Annotated in this window: 18 protein-coding genes and 2 tRNA genes; 12 read left to right on the top strand and 8 right to left on the bottom strand. The window is 68.9% G+C overall.

Annotation, left to right across the window (positions count from 1 at the left end; translation table 11 throughout):
* Positions 1-3: 3 nt before the first annotated feature.
* Both LPB142_RS06015 and LPB142_RS06010 read left to right on the top strand, forming a co-directional pair.
* Positions 4-684: an ABC transporter ATP-binding protein gene (locus LPB142_RS06015; RefSeq protein ID WP_071165816.1), complete on the top strand. Its 681-nt coding sequence runs from the start codon at positions 4-6 to the stop codon at positions 682-684.
* Positions 681-1,679 (top strand): hypothetical protein, encoded by a 999-nt coding sequence (locus LPB142_RS06010; RefSeq protein ID WP_071165815.1) that lies wholly within the window; start codon positions 681-683, stop codon positions 1,677-1,679. Before LPB142_RS06015 ends, LPB142_RS06010 begins: the two co-directional genes overlap by 4 nt.
* Before the next feature lie 12 nt (positions 1,680-1,691).
* Here LPB142_RS06010 and LPB142_RS06005 read toward each other — a convergent pair whose 3' ends face one another.
* Positions 1,692-2,873, bottom strand: coding sequence for an FAD-dependent monooxygenase (locus tag LPB142_RS06005; protein WP_071165814.1), 1,182 nt, complete (start codon positions 2,871-2,873; stop codon positions 1,692-1,694).
* Between the two features lie 84 nt (positions 2,874-2,957).
* Complete coding sequence (gene dksA / locus LPB142_RS06000; protein WP_068767430.1) at positions 2,958-3,380, bottom strand: RNA polymerase-binding protein DksA; 423 nt, start codon at positions 3,378-3,380, stop codon at positions 2,958-2,960.
* 194 nt (positions 3,381-3,574) lie between these two features.
* On the opposite strand from dksA, the gene LPB142_RS05995 reads away from it, so the two are divergent.
* The 4 genes from LPB142_RS05995 to LPB142_RS05980 all read left to right on the top strand — a co-directional run bounded on the left by LPB142_RS05995 (position 3,575) and on the right by LPB142_RS05980 (position 7,264).
* Positions 3,575-4,420: an AAA family ATPase gene (locus LPB142_RS05995; RefSeq protein WP_068767431.1), complete on the top strand. Its 846-nt coding sequence runs from the start codon at positions 3,575-3,577 to the stop codon at positions 4,418-4,420.
* A gap of 236 nt (positions 4,421-4,656) precedes the next feature.
* Positions 4,657-6,696, top strand: coding sequence for an ASKHA domain-containing protein (locus LPB142_RS05990; RefSeq protein ID WP_071165813.1), 2,040 nt, complete (start codon positions 4,657-4,659; stop codon positions 6,694-6,696).
* A 67-nt stretch (positions 6,697-6,763) separates the two neighbouring features.
* Positions 6,764-6,837 (top strand) — tRNA-Gly (locus tag LPB142_RS05985).
* A gap of 76 nt (positions 6,838-6,913) precedes the next feature.
* Positions 6,914-7,264, top strand: a complete 351-nt coding sequence (locus LPB142_RS05980; RefSeq protein ID WP_068767433.1) for a RidA family protein — start codon at positions 6,914-6,916, stop codon at positions 7,262-7,264.
* A gap of 145 nt (positions 7,265-7,409) precedes the next feature.
* Here the strand turns inward: LPB142_RS05980 and LPB142_RS05975 are convergent, their stop codons facing one another.
* Entirely contained in the window at positions 7,410-7,838 is a 429-nt protein-coding gene (locus LPB142_RS05975) for a SufE family protein (protein ID WP_068767434.1), read from the bottom strand.
* A 118-nt stretch (positions 7,839-7,956) separates the two neighbouring features.
* Here LPB142_RS05975 and LPB142_RS05970 point away from each other — a divergent pair, with 118 nt between their 5' ends.
* Entirely contained in the window at positions 7,957-8,445 is a 489-nt protein-coding gene (locus LPB142_RS05970) for a hypothetical protein (RefSeq protein ID WP_068767435.1), read from the top strand.
* Positions 8,446-8,509: 64 nt separating this feature from the next.
* Here the strand turns inward: LPB142_RS05970 and rnd are convergent, their stop codons facing one another.
* The 3 genes from rnd to purM all read right to left on the bottom strand — a co-directional run bounded on the left by rnd (position 8,510) and on the right by purM (position 11,546).
* Complete coding sequence (rnd, locus tag LPB142_RS05965; RefSeq protein WP_071165812.1) at positions 8,510-9,661, bottom strand: ribonuclease D; 1,152 nt, start codon at positions 9,659-9,661, stop codon at positions 8,510-8,512.
* 254 nt (positions 9,662-9,915) lie between these two features.
* A complete protein-coding gene (purN, locus tag LPB142_RS05960) occupies positions 9,916-10,503 on the bottom strand; it encodes a phosphoribosylglycinamide formyltransferase (RefSeq protein ID WP_071165811.1) in 588 nt (195 codons plus the stop codon).
* Positions 10,500-11,546 carry a phosphoribosylformylglycinamidine cyclo-ligase gene (gene purM / locus LPB142_RS05955; RefSeq protein ID WP_071165810.1) on the bottom strand — a complete coding sequence of 349 codons (1,047 nt, stop codon included), beginning with the start codon at positions 11,544-11,546 and terminating at the stop codon, positions 10,500-10,502. The genes purN and purM overlap by 4 nt, the downstream gene beginning before the upstream one ends.
* A gap of 150 nt (positions 11,547-11,696) precedes the next feature.
* On the opposite strand from purM, the gene LPB142_RS05950 reads away from it, so the two are divergent.
* Positions 11,697-11,772, top strand: a tRNA-Ile gene (locus LPB142_RS05950).
* 4 nt (positions 11,773-11,776) lie between these two features.
* Here LPB142_RS05950 and LPB142_RS05945 read toward each other — a convergent pair.
* Together LPB142_RS05945 and LPB142_RS05940 are read right to left on the bottom strand one after the other, a co-directional pair.
* Positions 11,777-13,351 carry an ATP-dependent nuclease gene (locus LPB142_RS05945; RefSeq protein ID WP_071165809.1) on the bottom strand — a complete coding sequence of 525 codons (1,575 nt, stop codon included), beginning with the start codon at positions 13,349-13,351 and terminating at the stop codon, positions 11,777-11,779.
* 135 nt (positions 13,352-13,486) lie between these two features.
* Complete coding sequence (locus tag LPB142_RS05940; RefSeq protein ID WP_071165808.1) at positions 13,487-14,788, bottom strand: DUF3422 family protein; 1,302 nt, start codon at positions 14,786-14,788, stop codon at positions 13,487-13,489.
* Positions 14,789-14,977: 189 nt separating this feature from the next.
* On the opposite strand from LPB142_RS05940, the gene LPB142_RS19345 reads away from it, so the two are divergent.
* The 4 genes from LPB142_RS19345 to LPB142_RS05920 are packed head-to-tail and all read left to right on the top strand — an operon-like array spanning position 14,978 to position 16,616.
* The gene (locus tag LPB142_RS19345; protein ID WP_071165807.1) at positions 14,978-15,388 is read left to right on the top strand and encodes an EF-hand domain-containing protein; all 411 of its coding nucleotides are present in this window, start codon (positions 14,978-14,980) and stop codon (positions 15,386-15,388) included.
* Positions 15,389-15,404: 16 nt separating this feature from the next.
* Complete coding sequence (locus LPB142_RS05930; protein WP_071165806.1) at positions 15,405-15,701, top strand: hypothetical protein; 297 nt, start codon at positions 15,405-15,407, stop codon at positions 15,699-15,701.
* A 16-nt stretch (positions 15,702-15,717) separates the two neighbouring features.
* Complete coding sequence (locus tag LPB142_RS05925; RefSeq protein ID WP_071165805.1) at positions 15,718-16,293, top strand: RNA polymerase sigma factor; 576 nt, start codon at positions 15,718-15,720, stop codon at positions 16,291-16,293.
* Positions 16,294-16,310: 17 nt separating this feature from the next.
* Positions 16,311-16,616: a hypothetical protein gene (locus LPB142_RS05920; protein WP_156894323.1), complete on the top strand. Its 306-nt coding sequence runs from the start codon at positions 16,311-16,313 to the stop codon at positions 16,614-16,616.
* Position 16,617 lies beyond the last annotated feature (1 nt).

Raw genomic sequence — 16,617 nt, 5'->3', positions numbered from 1 at the left:
AAAATGATTACGCTTCAAGATGTTGCGAAGTTTTATAACGAAGGCCGCCCGAATGAGGTGCGCGCGCTCGAGGGGGTAAACCTCGCGCTGGCGCGCGGCGGGGTGACGGTGTTGAAGGGGCCCTCGGGCTCGGGCAAGACCACGCTTCTGTCGGTGATCGCCTGCATGGCGCGGCCGAGCGCGGGGCGCGTCGCGGTCGCGGGCGAGGTCGTCTCGAGCCTGCCCGAGCGCTATCTGACCGAGCTGCGGCGCACGATGTTCGGCTTCGTGTTTCAGCGTTTCAACCTGATCCGCGGGCTCTCGGTGCTCGACAATGTGCTGTTGCCGAGCGTGCCTTTGGGGGGCGAGCGGGGCGCGGTGGCGGCGCGCGCGATGGCGCGGCTTGGCGCGCTGGGGCTGGCCGAGAAGGCGCAGATGCCGGTCGAATATCTCTCGGGCGGCGAGACCCAGCGCGCCGCGATCGCGCGGGCCTTGATCAACGAGGCGCCGATCCTGATCGCCGATGAGCCGACCGCGAACCTCGACGGGCATCTGACGGGGCGGTTTCTCGAGATCGTCGCGGGGCTGAAGGCCGAGGGCAAGACGGTGATCATGACGAGCCACGATCCGCGGATCTGGGGGGCGGCGGGGGTCGACCGGGTGGTGGTGCTCGAGGACGGGCGGGTGGTGGAGGGCGGCGCATGATCTTCCAGACGCCGATCCTGGCGCTTTTGCTCGTCGCGGGGCTGGCGGCGGTGGCGGGGACCTGGGCGGCGGGCTTTGCGCTGCGGGTGCTGCGCGGCTGGGATCTGGCGCGCGCCACGCCCCGCCAGATCGCGATGGAACGCGCGACCGAGCTCGTCTCGACGCTCTTTGCCGCGGTGATGCTGGCCGAGCTTGCCGCGCTGTTGCTCTTTGTGTTCAACGCCGACCGGATGGCGGGGCTGTTTGTCGGCGCGATGTGCGCGGTGGGCACGCTCTCGGTCAACGCCTATGGCTTCCCCGCGCTTTACGCGAAAATCGCGGTGTTTTTCGGCGCGGGGCTGTGGCTGATGCTCGACCGGGCGGACCGGATGGGGCGGGATTATCCGCTCACCCGGGTGAAATACGCCGCCCTTCTGGCGCTCGTGCCGGTGATCTGGCTCGATTTCGGGCTGGAGCTTGGCTATTTCCTTGGACTGAAGACCGATGTGATCACCTCTTGCTGCTCGAAGCTCTTCACGCCGGCGAACCCGGGCCTTGCCGATGACATGGCCGCGCTCGCGCCGGGGGCGGCGCTGTGGCTTCTGGGCGGGGCGGGGGCTTTGGTGGCGGCGCTCGGCGCGCTCGTGCACCGCACGGGGCGGTTTTACGGGCTCTTCGCGCTCGGCGGGGCGGGGTTTTTCGCCGCTGCGCTGGTCGCGATCGTGGCGGTGATCTCGCCCTATATCTACGAGCATCCGACGCATCCCTGCCCGTTTTGCATCCTCAAGCCGGAATATGGCTATTACGGCTATCTGCTTTATATCCCGCTGTTCTTGGGCACGGCTCTGGCGCTTGGGGCGGGGGCGGTGGCGCCGTTTGCGCGCCGCGAGAGCCTGAGCGCGCGGCTGCCGGGGGTGTTGCGCGCTCAGGCCCGCGGGGCGGTGATCTGCTACGCGGCCTTCGGCGCGGCCACGCTTTGGGCGATCGCGCGCTCGGGGCTCATTCTCTTCGGCTGAGGGGGCGGCGGCTCAGGCGGCCCGCCCCTGCCCCGCCGTCACGTCATGGCCATAGACCCAATCGAAGCGCCCCAGAAGCCGCCCCGGCGCGAGCGAGGAGGCCGTGCGCAGCGCCAGATGCGCCACCGCCCGGGTCGCGCCCGAGAGGTGATAGTTGCGCGCGTTCTTGTTGGCGGCCTCGACGATCGCGGCGCAGCGCGGGCGGCGCGCGGCCTGATAGGCGGCGAGCGCCACCGCATCATCGGCATGGGCGGCGAGGCTTTCGGCCAGCACCCAGGCGTCTTCCAGCGCCATCACCGCGCCCTGCGCGAGGAAGGGCAGCGTCGGATGCGCCGCATCGCCGAGGATCGCGGCCCCCGGGCCATGCCAGCGCTCGGCGACCGGGTGGCGGAAGAGGCCCCAGAGCCAGGGTTGCTCGACCTGCGCCAGCCAGCCCTGCACGCGCGGGCAGAACTCCTCAAACGCCGCGCGCAGCGTCAGCGCATCGTCGCGCAGGCTCCAGCTTTCCTCGACCCAGCGGCGGCGCTCCTCGATCGCGACGATATTGCGCAGCCCGTTGCCCAAGGGGTAGCTGACGAGGTGCTTGCCCGCGCCCATGAACACCTGCGCCAGTTTCGGCTCGGCGTCGTCGCAGGGGATCAGCGCGCGCCAGGCGACCTGATGGGTGAAGAAGGGCGCGACGGTGCCGTTGAGCGCCTCGCGAGTTTTCGAATGGAGACCATCGGCGCCGATCACGAGATCGGCTTCGATTTCAATGCCTTGCTGGGTGGTGATCCGGGGGCGATAGGCGCCGAGCTCGACGCGCTCGACCTTTTGCAAAAGCCGCACCTGCACGCCGGCCTCGCGCGCGCCCTCGGCCAGAAGCTCGATCAGCCGGGCGCGATGCAGGAAGCGGTATTCATCGGCGGGTTTGAGCCGCGCGAGATCGAGCCGCGCCACACGGCTCGCGGTTTCGCCGTCGATGAGCTCGACCGCCTCTGCGCGCGGCCCCGCCGCCTCGAGCGCGGCGCCCAAGCCCAGCGCGCGCAGCACCCGCGCGCCGTTGGGCGAGACCTGCAACCCCGCGCCCACTTCGCGGATCGCCTCGGCCTGTTCGAGCACCGTCACCTCCGCCCCGCGCAGCGCCAGCGCCCGCGCCACCGCGAGCCCGCCGATGCCTGCGCCCAGAACCGTGATCTTGCGACCGATGACCATCGTAACCCCTCCCGAAACGAAACCACCGGCACCTTGGCGGCACCGGTGGCGGAAAACCTTGAGCGAAATCAAACGGCGCTGCCGTCAATCGTCGCGGTGGACCCGTTCGCGGCGCTCGTGACGCTCCTGCGCCTCCAGCGTCATCGTCGCGATCGGGCGCGCATCGAGGCGCTTGAGCGAGATCGGCTCGCCGGTGACCTCGCAATAGCCGTATTCGCCGTTGTCGATGCGGCGCAGCGCGCTGTCGATCTTGGACACGAGCTTGCGCTGGCGGTCGCGGGTGCGCAGCTCGAGCGCGCGGTCGGTCTCCTCGGAAGCGCGGTCGGCGATATCGGGCACCGAGCGCGCCGATTCGGCCAGCCCCTCGAGGGTCTCGGCGGATTGCTCCAGAAGCTCGGATTTCCACGCCAGCAATTTGCGCCGGAAATATTCGAGCTGACGGTCGTTCATGAACGGCTCGTCCTCGGCGGGGCGGTAGTCATCGGGAAGAAAAACTTCGGCCTTCATCTCTTCGCTGCCCTCTCTGTCGTGCCTGGGCCATGGCCCGGCTTGGGCGCTCCCTTACCCCATAGAGCGGCCCATGTCACGCCCGCTTTTCACGCCGCGTCACTGCGTGCGCTGCGCTGCGGCAGGCCCGGCGGGGCGGTTGCGGAGGGGGCGGCGCGCGGCTAGTCTCGGCGCGCTCAACCCGGAGGCTTGCCTTGCGCTTTCAATCGACCGAGACTTACGTCGCCCCGCCCGATCTGACCGTTGCCGTGAACGCCGCGGTGGCGCTCGAACGCCCGCTCTTGGTGAAGGGCGAGCCCGGCACCGGCAAGACCGAGCTCGCGCGTCAGGTGGCCGCGAGCCTTGGCCTGCCGATGATCGAGTGGAACATCAAATCGACCACCAAGGCCCAGCAGGGGCTGTACGAATATGACGCGGTGAGCCGGCTGCGCGACAGCCAGCTCGGCGATGCGCGGGTCAATGATGTGAAGAACTACATCCGCAAGGGGAAGCTCTGGCAGGCCTTCGAGGCCGAGGGGCGGGTCGTGCTGCTGATCGACGAGATCGACAAGGCCGATATCGAGTTCCCCAACGATCTGCTGCAGGAGCTCGACAAGATGGAGTTCCATGTCTACGAGACCGGCGAGACGGTGCGCGCGCGGCAGCGCCCGGTGGTGATCATCACCTCGAACAACGAAAAAGAGCTCCCCGACGCGTTCTTGCGCCGCTGCTTCTTCCATTACATCAAATTCCCCGAAGCGGCGGTGCTCAAGCAGATCATCGGCGTGCATTTCCCCGGCATCAAGGAGGCGCTTCTGGCCGAGGCGCTGAGCCAGTTCTACGAGATCCGCGAAACGCCGGGGCTGAAGAAGAAGCCCTCGACCTCGGAGGTGCTCGATTGGCTGAAACTGCTCCTCGCCGAGGATCTGGCGCCCGAGGATCTCAAGCGCGAGGGCACGAACCTGCTGCCGAAACTCCATGGCGCGCTCCTGAAGAACGAGCAGGATGTGCATCTCTTCGAGCGGCTCGCCTTCATGGCGCGGCGCACGCCCCGCGGCTGAGCTTTTGACCGCCGGCAGAGGGGGCGCTGCCCCCGGCTGCGCCTCCCCCGGGATATTTCGGGCAAGATGAAAGAGCCGCCTCCCCTTCATCTTGCCACAAATATCCCGGGGGTCCGGGGGCAGCGCCCCCGGCGCTCTCGGCCTGCGATGCCGCAATCGAGCCGCGCGCGGTCGCCGGCGGGGCTTGCCTTGGGGCGGGTTGCGCCTAAAACGGAGGCAGAACGAAGGAGAGGCGCATGGCTCAGGACGACGCACTGGTAATCTTCACCCCCTCGGGCAAACGCGGGCGGGTGGCGAAGGGCACGACGGTTCTGCAGGCCGCGCGGCAATTGGGCGTCGATCTCGATTCGGTTTGCGGCGGGCGCGGGATCTGCTCGAAATGTCAGGTCGCGCCGGGCTATGGCGAATTTGCCAAGCATGGCGTGCATGTGGGCGAGGATGCGCTCTCGCCGATCAATGCGGTCGAGGAGCGTTATGACCGGATCCGCGGGCTCAAGCCCGGGCGGCGGCTTGGCTGTCAGGCCTGTATCGAGGGCGATGTGGTGCTCGATGTGCCGCCCGAGAGCCAGGTCCACAAGCAGGTGATCCGCAAATCCGCCTCGGAGCGGGTGATGGAGATGGATCCGGCGACGCGGGCGGTTTACCTCGAGGTGGCCGAGCCCGACATGCACGAGCCCTCGGGCGATTTCGAGCGCGTGTCGGAGGCTTTGGCGGCGCAATGGGGGATCACCGGCGCGGTGGCCTCTTTGGCGGTTCTGGGCCAGCTTCAGGGCGTGTTGCGCAAGGGCGGCTGGAAGATCACGGCGGCGGTGCATGATGCGGGCACGGGGGCGGCGCCGCGGGTGGTGGCGGTCTGGCCGGGGCTGCGCGAGGCGCCGCTTCATGGCTTTGCGATCGACCTCGGCTCGACCACGATCGCGGGGCATCTCGTCGATCTCACCGATGGGCGGGTGGTGGCCTCGTCGGGGCTGATGAACCCGCAGATCCGCTTTGGCGAGGATCTGATGAGCCGGGTGAGCTATGCGATGATGAACCCGGGCGGGGCGGCCGAGATGACCGGCGCGGTGCGCGCGGCTTTGGGCGAGCTCGGCGCGGCGCTGGTGGCCGAGGGCGGCGTCGATGCGGCTGGCGTGGTCGAGGCGGTGGTCGTGTGCAACCCGGTCATGCATCACCTGCTTCTGGGGATCGACCCGGTCGAGCTCGGCCAGGCGCCCTTTGCGCTCGCGACCGGCTCGGCGCAGAGCCTTGGCGCGGCGGAGATCGGGCTGGGCGGCTTTGCGCCCGATGCGCGGGCCTATCTGCTTCCGCTGATCGCGGGGCATGTGGGGGCCGATTGCGCGGCGGTGGCGCTCTCCGAGGCGCCCGAGACGCGCGAGGATCTCTCGCTGATTGTCGATGTCGGCACCAATGCCGAGATCTTGCTGGGCAACAAGACCCGGGTTCTGGCCTGTTCCTCGCCGACCGGCCCGGCCTTCGAGGGGGCGCAGATCTCCTCGGGCCAGCGCGCGGCGCCGGGCGCGATCGAGCGCATCGAGATCGACCCGGTGACCAAGGAGCCGCGGTTCCGGATCATCGGCAATGCCCATTGGTCCGATGAGCCCGCGTTCGGCACGCCGACGATCACCGGGATCTGCGGCTCCGGCATCATCGAGGCGGTGGCCGAGATGCGCGCGGCGGGGATCGTCGATGCCTCGGGGCTCGTCGGTTCGGCCGAACAGGTGGGCAGCGCGCGCTGCCTGCCGACCGGGCGCACGCATGAATATCTGATCCATGACGGCACCGCCACGGGCGGCCCGCGGATCACCGTGACCCAGGGCGATATCCGGGCGATTCAGCTCGCGAAATCCGCGCTTTACGCGGGGGCGCGGCTCCTGATGGACGAGATGGGGGTGGAGAAGGTCGACCGGGTGGTGCTGGCGGGCGCGTTCGGCGCACATATCTCGCCCAAGCATGCGATGATTCTCGGGATGATCCCGGATGTGCCGCTCGATCAGGTCGTCTCGGCGGGCAATGCCGCGGGCACGGGGGCGCGGATGGCGCTCTGCGCGCGCTCGGCGCGGCGCGCGATCGAGGCGCAGGTGCGGCGCATTCACAAGATCGAGACCGCGATCGAGCCGCGCTTTCAGGAGCATTTCGTGGCGGCCAACGCGCTCCCCCATGCGACCGACCCGTTCCCCGAGCTGGGCAAGATCGTCACCCTGCCCGAGGTCAGCTTCAACGCCGGCGGCGGCGATGGCGGCGGCGGCGCGGGCGGGCGGCGGCGGCGGCGCGGCTGAGGCCAGATTTTCGCGCGCCCCCGCTTGACGGCGGCGCGGGCTTTGAGTAGGTCTCGGGCCGCGCCATGCGGGTATGATGTAATGGTAGCCTGTCAGCTTCCCAAGCTGAACGCGCGGGTTCGATTCCCGCTACCCGCTCCAAGCCTCCCCCAAAGTGTTGATCGCCGCGCCGGGCCCCCGGGCCAAGCCGTTTGGGCGGAAACAACAGGAGGGCCCGATGGCCGATATCAAACGCATCGAATGCGGCGCTCGGATGAGCGAAGCCGTTGTCTATAACGGGATGATCTGGCTCGCGGGCCAGGTCGGCGAGCCGGGCACCAGCGTGGCCGAGCAGACGAAAGCGATTCTCGCCAGCGTCGACCGGCTGCTGGCCGAGGCGGGCTCCGACAAGACCCGCATTCTCGCCGCGCAGATCTGGCTCGCCGATATCGCCGATTTTGCCGAGATGAACGCGGTCTGGGACGCCTGGGTGCCGGCGGGGAACTGCCCCGCGCGCGCGACCGGCGAGGCCAAGCTGGCCGCGCCCGAATACAAGGTCGAGATCATCATCACCGCCGCGCAGGCGTGAGACGGGGTCAGGGGGGCGCTGCCCCCCGCTTCGCTCCCCCCGGGATATTTGCAGCAAGATGAAATCAGCGCCTTTTCATCTTGCTGCAAATATCCCGGGGGTGAATGGCCGCAGGCCAGAGGGGGCAGCGCCCCCTGCCCCCGGCTCAGGCGGCCGCAGCCTCGGCCGCGAGGAGCCGGATCCGCTCGACCATGGCGCGCACGCCGTTCGAGCGCTGTTGGCTCAGATGTTCGTTGAGGCCCAGCCGGCCGAGTTCCGCCTCGGCGTCGACCGCCAGCACCTCGGTGACGGAGAGCCCGGCGTAGAGCGCATGGAGCACCGCGATCAGCCCGCGCACGATCATCGCATCCGACTCGCCCTCGAAGTCAAAGCGCGCGGCGGGGCCCGCGCCCTCGATGCGCGGGAAGAGCCAGACCTGGCTTGCGCAACCCTCGACCTTGGTGGCGGGCACTTTCAGCGCGTCATCGAGCGGCGCCATCGCCTTGCCGAGCTCGATCACATGGCGGTAGCGCTCCTCCCAGTCTTCCAGAAATTCGAAGGTCTCCGCGATTTCCTCGAACGCCGCGCTCGCCATGGGGTGCTCCTTGTCTTGACCCCCTCGGGATAGCCCGCGGGGGGGCGAGGGTTCAAGGGGCGGCTTTTCAAAACCGCCGTGATCGGCTACCCAAGGGCAAATGATCTCGGGAGCTCCCATGCAGACGCCTCTGAAAGTCTCGCTCGCGCTGGCGCTGAGCCTTGTCCTCGCGGGCTGCGGTTTCAGCGAAAGCCGCCTCAACCCGTTCAACTGGTTCGGCTCGGACCGCGAGGAGCCGCAGACGCTGGCGCCCGAGGGGGGCTATGCGGCGGCCAAGACCGACAACCGCGCGCTGATCGCGCAGCTCACCCGCGTCGAGGTCAAGCAGACCCAGGGCGGGGCGATCGTCTCGGCCGAGGGGATTGCGCCGACGCAGGGCTGGTGGGATGCCGAGCTCGTCGCCGAGAGCGAGGAGCCGGTCGACGGCGTGATGAGCTATCGCTTCGTGATCGCCGAGCCGCGCGCTGGCAGCCCGGCGGCGGGCCGCGTGCTCACCCCCGAATCGCGCGCGATCACCGCGGGCGCCTATATCCCCAACGCGCGTCTGCCCTTTGTGACGAAGATCATCGTCACCGGCGCGAATGGCGCGCGCTCGGTCAGCCGCTGAGGCGTTGAAACGAAACCGGCGCGCGAGGGGGCTCGCGCGCCGGTTTTTCATGGGGCCGGGGGCCTCAGGCCTGCACGATGCGCACCGCGGCGCCCGAGGCGGTCAGCGCGATCTCGCCCGCCGCAAGGCGCAGCGCGTCATGGCCGAAGACCTCGTGGCGCCAACCCTGCAGCGCCGGCACATCGCGTTTGCCCGCCGCCATCCGGTCGAGATCGGCGGCCGAGGCGATCAGCTTCGAGGCGACGCCCGCCTCCTCCGATTTCGCCTTCAGGAGCACGCGCAGCAGATCGGCGAGCGCGGTATTGACCTGCAGCTGCGATTGCTCCTCGTCGATGCTCGGCAGCTCGGTGGCCGCGAGCCCCTCCTTCACCGCCTGCAAGATGCCCTCGGCAATCTCGCCGCGCCGCGCCTCGCGAAGAAGCAGCCGCGATTTGCCGAGCTCGTCCATCGAGGTGGGCTTGGTCGAGGCGAGCTCGAGGAGCGCGTCATCCTTGAAGATGCGCGAGCGCGGGATGTTGCGGTTTTGCGCATAGCCCTCGCGGAAGCGGGCGAGCTCGCGCACGACGGCGAGGAAGCGCCCCGAGGTGGTGCGGGTCTTGACCTTGAGCCAGGCCTCCTCGGGGCGGGTGATATAGGTCTCGGGGTTGAGAAGGATCGCCTCCTCCTCCTCGACCCAGGCCTCACGGCCCGATTTCTTCAGCTCGCGCGAGAGGAACTCATAGATCACCCGCAGATGGGTGACATCGGCCTGCGCATATTTGAGCTGCGCCTCGGTCAGCGGGCGGCGCGACCAATCGGTGAAGCGCGAGGTCTTGTCGAGCGCCTGACGGGCGATCTTCTTGACCAGTGTCTCATAGCCCACCTGCTCGCCAAAGCCGCAGACCATCGCCGCGACCTGGGTGTCGAAGAGCGGGTCGGGGAAGGTCTGCGCCTCGGTGAAGAAGATCTCGAGATCTTGCCGCGCGGCGTGGAAGACCTTCACCGTGCCCTTGTGGCGGAAGAGGTCATAGAGCGGCTCGAGCGAAAGCCCCTCGGCCAGCGGGTCGACGAGCACCGCCTCGCCGTCCTTCGCGGGGGGGATCGCCAGCTGCACGAGGCACAGTTTGGACCAATAGGTCCGCTCGCGCAGGAATTCGGTATCGACGGTGACATAGGGCTGCGCCTTGGCCTTTTCACAAAAGGCGGCAAGGGCTTCGGTCGTGGTAATGGTCGGCATCGCGCTTCCTGTCCGCGGGGTCATCCCGCCGTGATCCTCGTCCTTTAGGCAGTTGGGGCCCGAAAGGAAAGAACTTTGCGCGGAAATCACGCGCACCCGCCCCGCCGCGCGCCTGTTGCGGCTGCGGGAGCCTCCGGCGGGGATATTTATCGGCAAGATGAAACCAGCCCCCTTTCATCTTGCCGCAAATATCCCGGGGGTGAATGGCCGCAGGCCAGAGGGGGCAGCGCCCCCTGCCCGGCCGGGCTTCGGGCTCAGAGCTCGATGCGGATGCGCTCGCCGCGGGTGAAACGGCGCAGAACCTCGGGGTAGAGCAGATGTTCGCGGGTCAGCACGCGGGCGGCGAGGGTCTCGGGCGTATCGTCGGGCAGGATCGCGACGCGGGCCTGGCCGAGGATCGGGCCATCGTCGAGGACCGGGGTGACCTCATGGACCGTGCAGCCGGCCTCGGCATCGCCGGCCTCCAGCGCGCGCTGATGGGTGTGCAGGCCCGGGTATTTCGGCAGGAGCGAGGGGTGGATGTTGAGCATCCGGCCCGCGAACCGGGTGACGAATTCGGGCGTGAGCACGCGCATGAAGCCTGCGAGGCAGACGACATCGGGCCGGGCGGCGAGGATCGGTTTGAGGAGCTCGGCCTCGAAGGCGGCGCGATCGCGGCCGAAGGGGCGGTGGTCGATGGCGGCGGTGGGCACGCCCATCCGCGCGGCCTTGTCGAGGCCCGCGGCGGCGGCGTCGTTCGAGGCCACCAGAACCGGGGTCGCGTAGCCCTCGGCCTGCATCGTCTCGACGAGGCGGACCATGTTGGACCCGCCCCCCGAGATCAGGATGGCGACGCGCATCAGAGCAGGTGGCCCGCGTAGGCCACGCCCTCGCCCGCAACGACATGGCCGATGCGGGTGACGGTCTCGCCCTCGGCCTCAAGGAGCGCCTTGAGCTCGTCGGCGCGTTCGGCGGCCACGACGCAGATCATGCCGATGCCGCAGTTGAAGGTCTTCAGGAGCTCCGGCTCGGCCATGTTGGCGGTCTCGGCCAGCCAGCGGAACACCGGCGGCAGCGCCCAAGCGGAAAGGTCGATCTGCGCGCCCAGGCCCTCGGGGAGCACACGCGGCAGGTTCTCGGTCAGCCCGCCGCCGGTGATATGGGCGAGCGCATGGACACCGCCCGCGCGCACCGCCTTGAGCGCCTGTTTGACGTAAAGCCGGGTCGGCGCGAGCAGCTCGGCGCCGAGCGAGCCCGCCGCGAAGGGGCAATCGGCATCCCAGCCCAGCCCCGAGAGCTCGACCACCTTGCGCACGAAGCTGTAGCCGTTCGAATGCACCCCGTTCGAGCCGAGCCCGAGCAGCACATCGCCCGCCACCACACCCGCCGGCAGATCGGCGCCGCGCTCCATCGCGCCGACCGCAAAGCCCGCCAGATCGAAATCATCCTTGGCATACATGCCCGGCATCTCGGCGGTCTCGCCCCCGATCAGCGCCGCGCCCGATTGCGCGCAGCCCTCGGCGATGCCTTCGATGATCCGGGTGGCCTGCTCGACATCGAGTTTGCCGGTCGCGAAATAATCTAGGAAAAGCAAGGGCTCGGCGCCCTGGCAGACGAGATCGTTGACGCACATCGCAACGAGGTCGATGCCGATCGTGTCGACGTTGCCGGTGTCGATGGCGATGCGCAGCTTGGTGCCGACGCCATCGGTCGCGGCGACGAGGATCGGGTCGGAATAGCCCGCGGCCTTCAGGTCAAAGAGCGCGCCGAAGCCACCGAGGCCCGACATCGTGCCCGGGCGATTGGTGCGTTTGGCCGCCGGTTTGATCCGCTCGACCAAAGCATTGCCCGCATCGATATCGACGCCCGCATCGGCATAGGTCAGCCCGTTCTTCTCGGTGGTCATCGCCCGTTCTCCGCCAGAGGAATGTCTCGCCCGGGCCTTAGCGCAAAGCCTTGGCGGGGGCAACGAAAACACGCGCGGGCCGGCAAATCTTGCCCGCGCAAGCGGATTCTTGACGCCGCCCCCCCGCCCCGCTAAGCCCGGGGAACCTGGGGGCCTGTAGCTCAATGGTTAGAGCAGGGCGCTCATAACGCCTTGGTTGGGGGTTCAAGTCCCTCCGGGCCTACCAGGGATCAGCCGAGCCGCCCGCGCACCGCCGCGGCGAGGGTGTTGAAGTCCTCGGGCAAAGTTTCGCGCAACGCGGCGATCAGATCGCTGCGAACCTGCGCCTCTGGTAAGCCAAGCTCCTGCGCGAGCGTGTAAAACTCATTGTGCTTGCCCGCCGCGAGAGCCCGCTCGAACATCCCCGCGAGTTCTGCGTCATCAACTCCCCAACGCGGCGCGGGGGAAGCTTTCCAGCCGACGAGATCACAGGTCTCGGCCGTCTCGAACAGCCATTTCTCCGGCCAGCCATTCCCCGGCTGATAGATCAACCGCTCCCCCGCCCAATCCCGGATTTTTGCCTTCTCCGCGGCCAGTTGATGCTTGCCATCGCAATGATCGGCGATCGCGGTTCTCGCCGCCTCATGCTTGGCGCGCTGTTCTCCATCAAGCACGCACAAACACGCCCCGCGCCCCTCCAGATAGCGCGCCGCCATGACGCGCTTGAGGCTGCTGTGCGAGCCGACCACGATGAGACGAACCCGCTCACGCAACTCCTTGTCGAAAGCCGCCCGCAAGATCGCGGCGCTGACCTCATCCTCCACGAAGATATCGAGCTCCTGCGCCTCCGCACGCCCCATCTTGCCGCAGGCGTAATCGGCCGAGATCCCGGGATAGAGCAGCGTCCGCCCCGCGACGTTATCGACAAAAACTCGCCCCTCGGGCGGCAGCGCGGCGAGGATCGCATGCGCATGCGTGGTGCAGATGATCTGACATTTGCGTTCCAGGCAGAGCACCTTGAGTTCCTCGATCAGCCGTGCCTGCGCGCGTTCATGCAAGCCGAGCTCGAGCTCGTCGATCACCAGAAGGCAGCCCGGCCCCGCCGCGAACAGCGCGGTGAGGATCTCGAAGATCGCGCTCTCGCCCGCCCCCATGTTGAACCCGGAATAGCCCTGTCCGCCCACCTTGACCTTCGGCAGCGCATAGGTTCGGTGCTCGAAACTCTCGAATTCGGCATAGGTCTTGCCAATGATCCGCCCGGCGATCCCGGCGATGCGCGCCCGGATCTCGGGCGCGATCCGGCCGGGCGTAAACCGCCCACGATATGAGACATGCGCGCTGCGCTCGAAATAGGGCACAACGCGCTGCACGCCGAAATAGACCACCGTGCGATCAACACGGCTGTCGTAATTGTTCCATTTGCCGCCCTTGGGCTTCTTGCGAACCTGGCGCGCAACCCCCGGCGCAACCCCGCGCCAACTGTCGTGCCGGATCGCATAGGCTATCTCGACCCCCTCGGGCCCGACCTCCCCCTCCGCCTGCACGAAGAAATCTCGAAACGTGTAGTAAGGCGTCTTGCGCGCGGCCAGCCGGAACCCGCCCCGACCGGCATGAAATGCGCAGGCCGCCAGGGCGAGCAAGGTGCTCTTGCCGGTGCCATTATTCCCCGCAATCGCCAGGATCGGATAGGTGATCTCGAGCTGAAACGGCGTCAGCCCGCGCATCCGCCCCTGAGCGAGCTCAATCCCCGTCAAGGACTGCCGGGTGTTGTCATGGTTGAACCAGTTCGCGTTCTTTTCATCCGTCTCGGTATAAAGATAGCTCATCAATGCGGTCTCCGAATGGCTCAGACAAGCCCTCTCCCCCGCACGGCGTCAAGCCCCCCCCTTCAACGATGCAAAAATATCCCCGCCGGAGGCTCCGCCGCCGCCGCCCGCGCGCCCGCCGGCCCTGCGCCCGCCTCAGTGCCCGCCAAAGCCCTTGCGGATCCGGCGCACCATCAGCCACACCCCGATCAGCACCACCGGCGCCAGCCCCGCCAGCGCCATCTCCTTGCTCAGCCCCAGTTTTTTCACCACCGGATAGGTCAGATAGCCCGCGATCGAGAGCGCATAATAGCTGATCGCGACGACCGAGAGCCCCTCGACCGTATGTTGCAACCGCAGCTGCAGATCGGCGCGGCGGTCCATCGAGGCCAGCAGCTTCTGGTTCTGCGCCTGCCGCTCGACATCGACCCGCGTGCGCAAGAGCTCGCCCGCTCGCCCGACCCGCTCGAGCACCGCATTGAGCCGCGCCTCGGCCGATTTCGTCGTGCGCATCGCCGGATCATAGCGGCGCAACATGAATTCGGAAAACTTCTGCCGCCCCTCGAACCGGCTCTCGCGCAAGACCGCGACGCGCTCCTTGACGATCGCCTCATAGGCCCCCGTCGCGCTGAAACGGAAGGAATTGGTCACCGCGAGCCCCTCGAGCTCGGCCGAAACCGCGAGCAGCCGATCCAGCGCGGCCTCGGCCCGCTCGGCCCCCGCCGCGCCCGCCTTCGCGAGCCCCGCAACCAGCGCCGAGATCTCCGGGTCGAGCGCGTTGAGGCGCGCCGAAAGCGCACGCGCGCGCCCGAGCCCGAGCATCGAAACCGCGCGATAGGTCTCGATCTCGCACACGCGCTGCACGATCCGCCCGACCCGCCCCGCCCCGGTGCCGGGCGCGACAAAGACCGCAAAGCGCATCTGCCCCGCCGGATCGATGCGGAAATCGCCCGCGAGCACCGCCGCGCCCTCGAGCACCCAGGCGCAGGCGAGGCTTTCCGAGACGAACCACTCATCGAGCATCTCGTTGATTTCATTCGGATCCTCGGGGAGCGGCTGGATCCGGATCGAGACCGCGACGATGCGCTTGCCGGGCGCGGCGGCCAGCCAATCCTCGGGGAAGACCTCGGCCTCGGCCGGGTCGAAGGGCCGCGCGGAGAGCCCCGGCGCATGGGCCATGAAGGTGGTGAATTCGGTATGGCTCTCCCAGCGCAGCGCATGGCGGCCGAGGCTTGCGGTGTGATGGGTGGCGGCCGCGGGCGCGGGCGCGGCGCCGGCGCGGGCGAGCAGCGCGTTGAGATGGGCGAGATCGGCGGCGCGGTCGCGGTTGGCGGCGTCGCGCGGCTCCTTGATCGCCAGATAGGTCACCGTCGATGGCACATCGATGCGCGCGAAGGGGCGGGCATGGAGCTCATTGACGAGCGGGTAGCGCAGCGGGTGATCTTCGCTCAGGGCCATGGCGGGTCTCCGGGGCAGGCAGGGGTCGGTCGGGGTTATCGCAGCACTACCCCGAATATCCCTGCGATTACAGATATTTATCTGCATACCATGGTGCACCGGGCGCGGTGCGGCAAAAAATCCGCACCGCGGGGCGTCAGGGCGGCGGCGGGCGGGCGTAACTCTCACAGATCCAACCGGGAGCGAGAGATGACGAGACTTTTCCCCTATCTGGGCGCCGCGGCGGTGGCGTTTGTGGCGGCGCCGGCGCTGGCGGCCCCGCCGAGCTTTCAAAGCCTCGATGCCGATGGCAATGGCGCGCTGAGCCGGCAGGAGTTCCTCGCGATCCGGCAGGCGGTGTTTGTGCGCGCCGATCGCGATGGCTCGCAAAGCCTCGAGGCGGCGGAATTCGAGGCGGCGCAGGCGGCGATTTCGGGCGGGGCGCCGGCGCGCGGACAGGGCTTTGCCGCGCTTGACAGGAATGGCGACGGGCGGGTGACGCTGGCGGAGTTCACCGCCAACACCCCCGGGTTCGACCGCGCCGACCGCGACGGGAACGGCACGCTCTCGCCCGCGGAATTTGACCGCGTGCGGCGGCTGATCGCCCAAGCGGCGCAATGAGAGACGGGAGAGCGAGATGCGCAAGATCATGATGATTTTGGCGCTCTGCGCGGCGCCTTCGCTGGCGGGGGCGCAAAGCGTCACGGTGACCGGGGAGAACGGGGCGAGCTATCAGAGCACGCGCGATTGCACCCGCGCGGCGGGCAGCGCAAACCGCACGAAGTCCGGCACGCTGACCGGCGCGGCGGGCGAGAGCGTGAGCCGCGAGAAGCTGCGGGTGCGCGCGGGCAACACGGCGCAGACCACGGTGACGGGCACTGGCCCGAACGGCGAGACGAAGACGCGCCAGCGGTTGATCACCGTCACCAACTGAGGAGCGGGACCGGCGGATGGCGGCCGAGGGCGCGGCAGAGGAGGCGGAGGGCCGGGCGCTGATGGCGGCGCTGGCGGCGGGCGAGCGCGCGGCGCTCGGGCGGCTGGTGGTGCGCTTTGGCCCGCCGATCGAGCGCTATGCCGCGCAGATGTTGCGCAACCGCGCCGATGCCGAGGAGATCGCGCAGGAGGTGTTCTTGCGGGTCTGGCGGCGCGCGGGCCAGTTCGACCCGGCGCGTGGCACGGTGGCGAGCTGGGTCTGGCGGATCGCGGTCAATCTGTGCATCGACCGGCGCCGGCGGGCGGGGCTGCGACAGTTTCTCGGCCTCGAGGTGGCGCCCGAGCCCGCCGACGAGGCGCCCGGCCCCGAGGCGCGGCTCGACGCGCGCAGCGCCCTCGCGCGCACCCGCGCGGCGATCGCGGATCTGCCGGCGCGCCAGCGTCAGGCGCTGTTGCTGCGTGCGCTCGGCGAGATGTCGAGCGCGGAGATCGGCGCGGCGATGGGCTGCGGCGCGGGGGCGGTGGATCAGTTGTTGAGCCGGGCGCGGGCGCGGTTGCGCGCCGAGCTGGGCGGAGCGGAAGAGGCGATGTGATGGCGATGGAGGAGGCTATGGCGGATCGGATCGAGGATCTGGTGCGGGCGGCGCTCGAGGCGGAGGCGGAGGCCGAGCCGCGGGCGGCGGCGCGGCTGAGCGCGGGGGTCTTGACCCTGCTCGCGCAGCAGCAAACGGGTGGCGCCGCGCGGGCGAGCGGCGGCGGGGTGCTCGCGCTCGAGCTCGGGCTCGGCGCGGGGCTCGCGGGGCTGCTCCTCGGGGGCGCGGCGGCGGGCTATCTGGGCGTGCCGGCCTGGGCGGGGGTGGATGTGCTCGGCGCGCTGGTGCTCGAGGCGCTCGCCCCGGGGATGGGGGGGCTCTGAG

Source organism: Rhodobacter xanthinilyticus, from assembly GCF_001856665.1.
Classification (GTDB): domain Bacteria; phylum Pseudomonadota; class Alphaproteobacteria; order Rhodobacterales; family Rhodobacteraceae; genus Rhodobacter; species Rhodobacter xanthinilyticus.
Note: the sequence above shows the minus strand (reverse complement) of the source record. Positions and strands in the feature narration are given on the sequence as shown.

Excerpts from the sequence above, each read along its gene's own strand:
- LPB142_RS05970 (WP_068767435.1), top strand. The coding sequence starts at position 7,957 with ATGCAGACGCCTCTGAAAGTCTCGCTCGCGCTGGCGCTGAGCCTTGTC.
- LPB142_RS19345 (WP_071165807.1), top strand. The coding sequence starts at position 14,978 with ATGACGAGACTTTTCCCCTATCTGGGCGCCGCGGCGGTGGCGTTTGTG.
- LPB142_RS05930 (WP_071165806.1), top strand. The coding sequence starts at position 15,405 with ATGCGCAAGATCATGATGATTTTGGCGCTCTGCGCGGCGCCTTCGCTG.
- LPB142_RS06015 (WP_071165816.1), top strand. The coding sequence starts at position 4 with ATGATTACGCTTCAAGATGTTGCGAAGTTTTATAACGAAGGCCGCCCG.
- LPB142_RS05925 (WP_071165805.1), top strand. The coding sequence starts at position 15,718 with ATGGCGGCCGAGGGCGCGGCAGAGGAGGCGGAGGGCCGGGCGCTGATG.
- LPB142_RS06005 (WP_071165814.1), bottom strand. The coding sequence starts at position 2,873 with ATGGTCATCGGTCGCAAGATCACGGTTCTGGGCGCAGGCATCGGCGGG.
- LPB142_RS05940 (WP_071165808.1), bottom strand. The coding sequence starts at position 14,788 with ATGGCCCTGAGCGAAGATCACCCGCTGCGCTACCCGCTCGTCAATGAG.
- LPB142_RS05975 (WP_068767434.1), bottom strand. The coding sequence starts at position 7,838 with ATGGCGAGCGCGGCGTTCGAGGAAATCGCGGAGACCTTCGAATTTCTG.
- LPB142_RS06010 (WP_071165815.1), top strand. The coding sequence starts at position 681 with ATGATCTTCCAGACGCCGATCCTGGCGCTTTTGCTCGTCGCGGGGCTG.
- LPB142_RS05980 (WP_068767433.1), top strand. The coding sequence starts at position 6,914 with ATGGCCGATATCAAACGCATCGAATGCGGCGCTCGGATGAGCGAAGCC.
- purM (WP_071165810.1), bottom strand. The coding sequence starts at position 11,546 with ATGACCACCGAGAAGAACGGGCTGACCTATGCCGATGCGGGCGTCGAT.
- LPB142_RS05945 (WP_071165809.1), bottom strand. The coding sequence starts at position 13,351 with ATGAGCTATCTTTATACCGAGACGGATGAAAAGAACGCGAACTGGTTC.
- rnd (WP_071165812.1), bottom strand. The coding sequence starts at position 9,661 with ATGCCGACCATTACCACGACCGAAGCCCTTGCCGCCTTTTGTGAAAAG.
- LPB142_RS05990 (WP_071165813.1), top strand. The coding sequence starts at position 4,657 with ATGGCTCAGGACGACGCACTGGTAATCTTCACCCCCTCGGGCAAACGC.
- LPB142_RS05920 (WP_156894323.1), top strand. The coding sequence starts at position 16,311 with ATGGCGGATCGGATCGAGGATCTGGTGCGGGCGGCGCTCGAGGCGGAG.
- dksA (WP_068767430.1), bottom strand. The coding sequence starts at position 3,380 with ATGAAGGCCGAAGTTTTTCTTCCCGATGACTACCGCCCCGCCGAGGAC.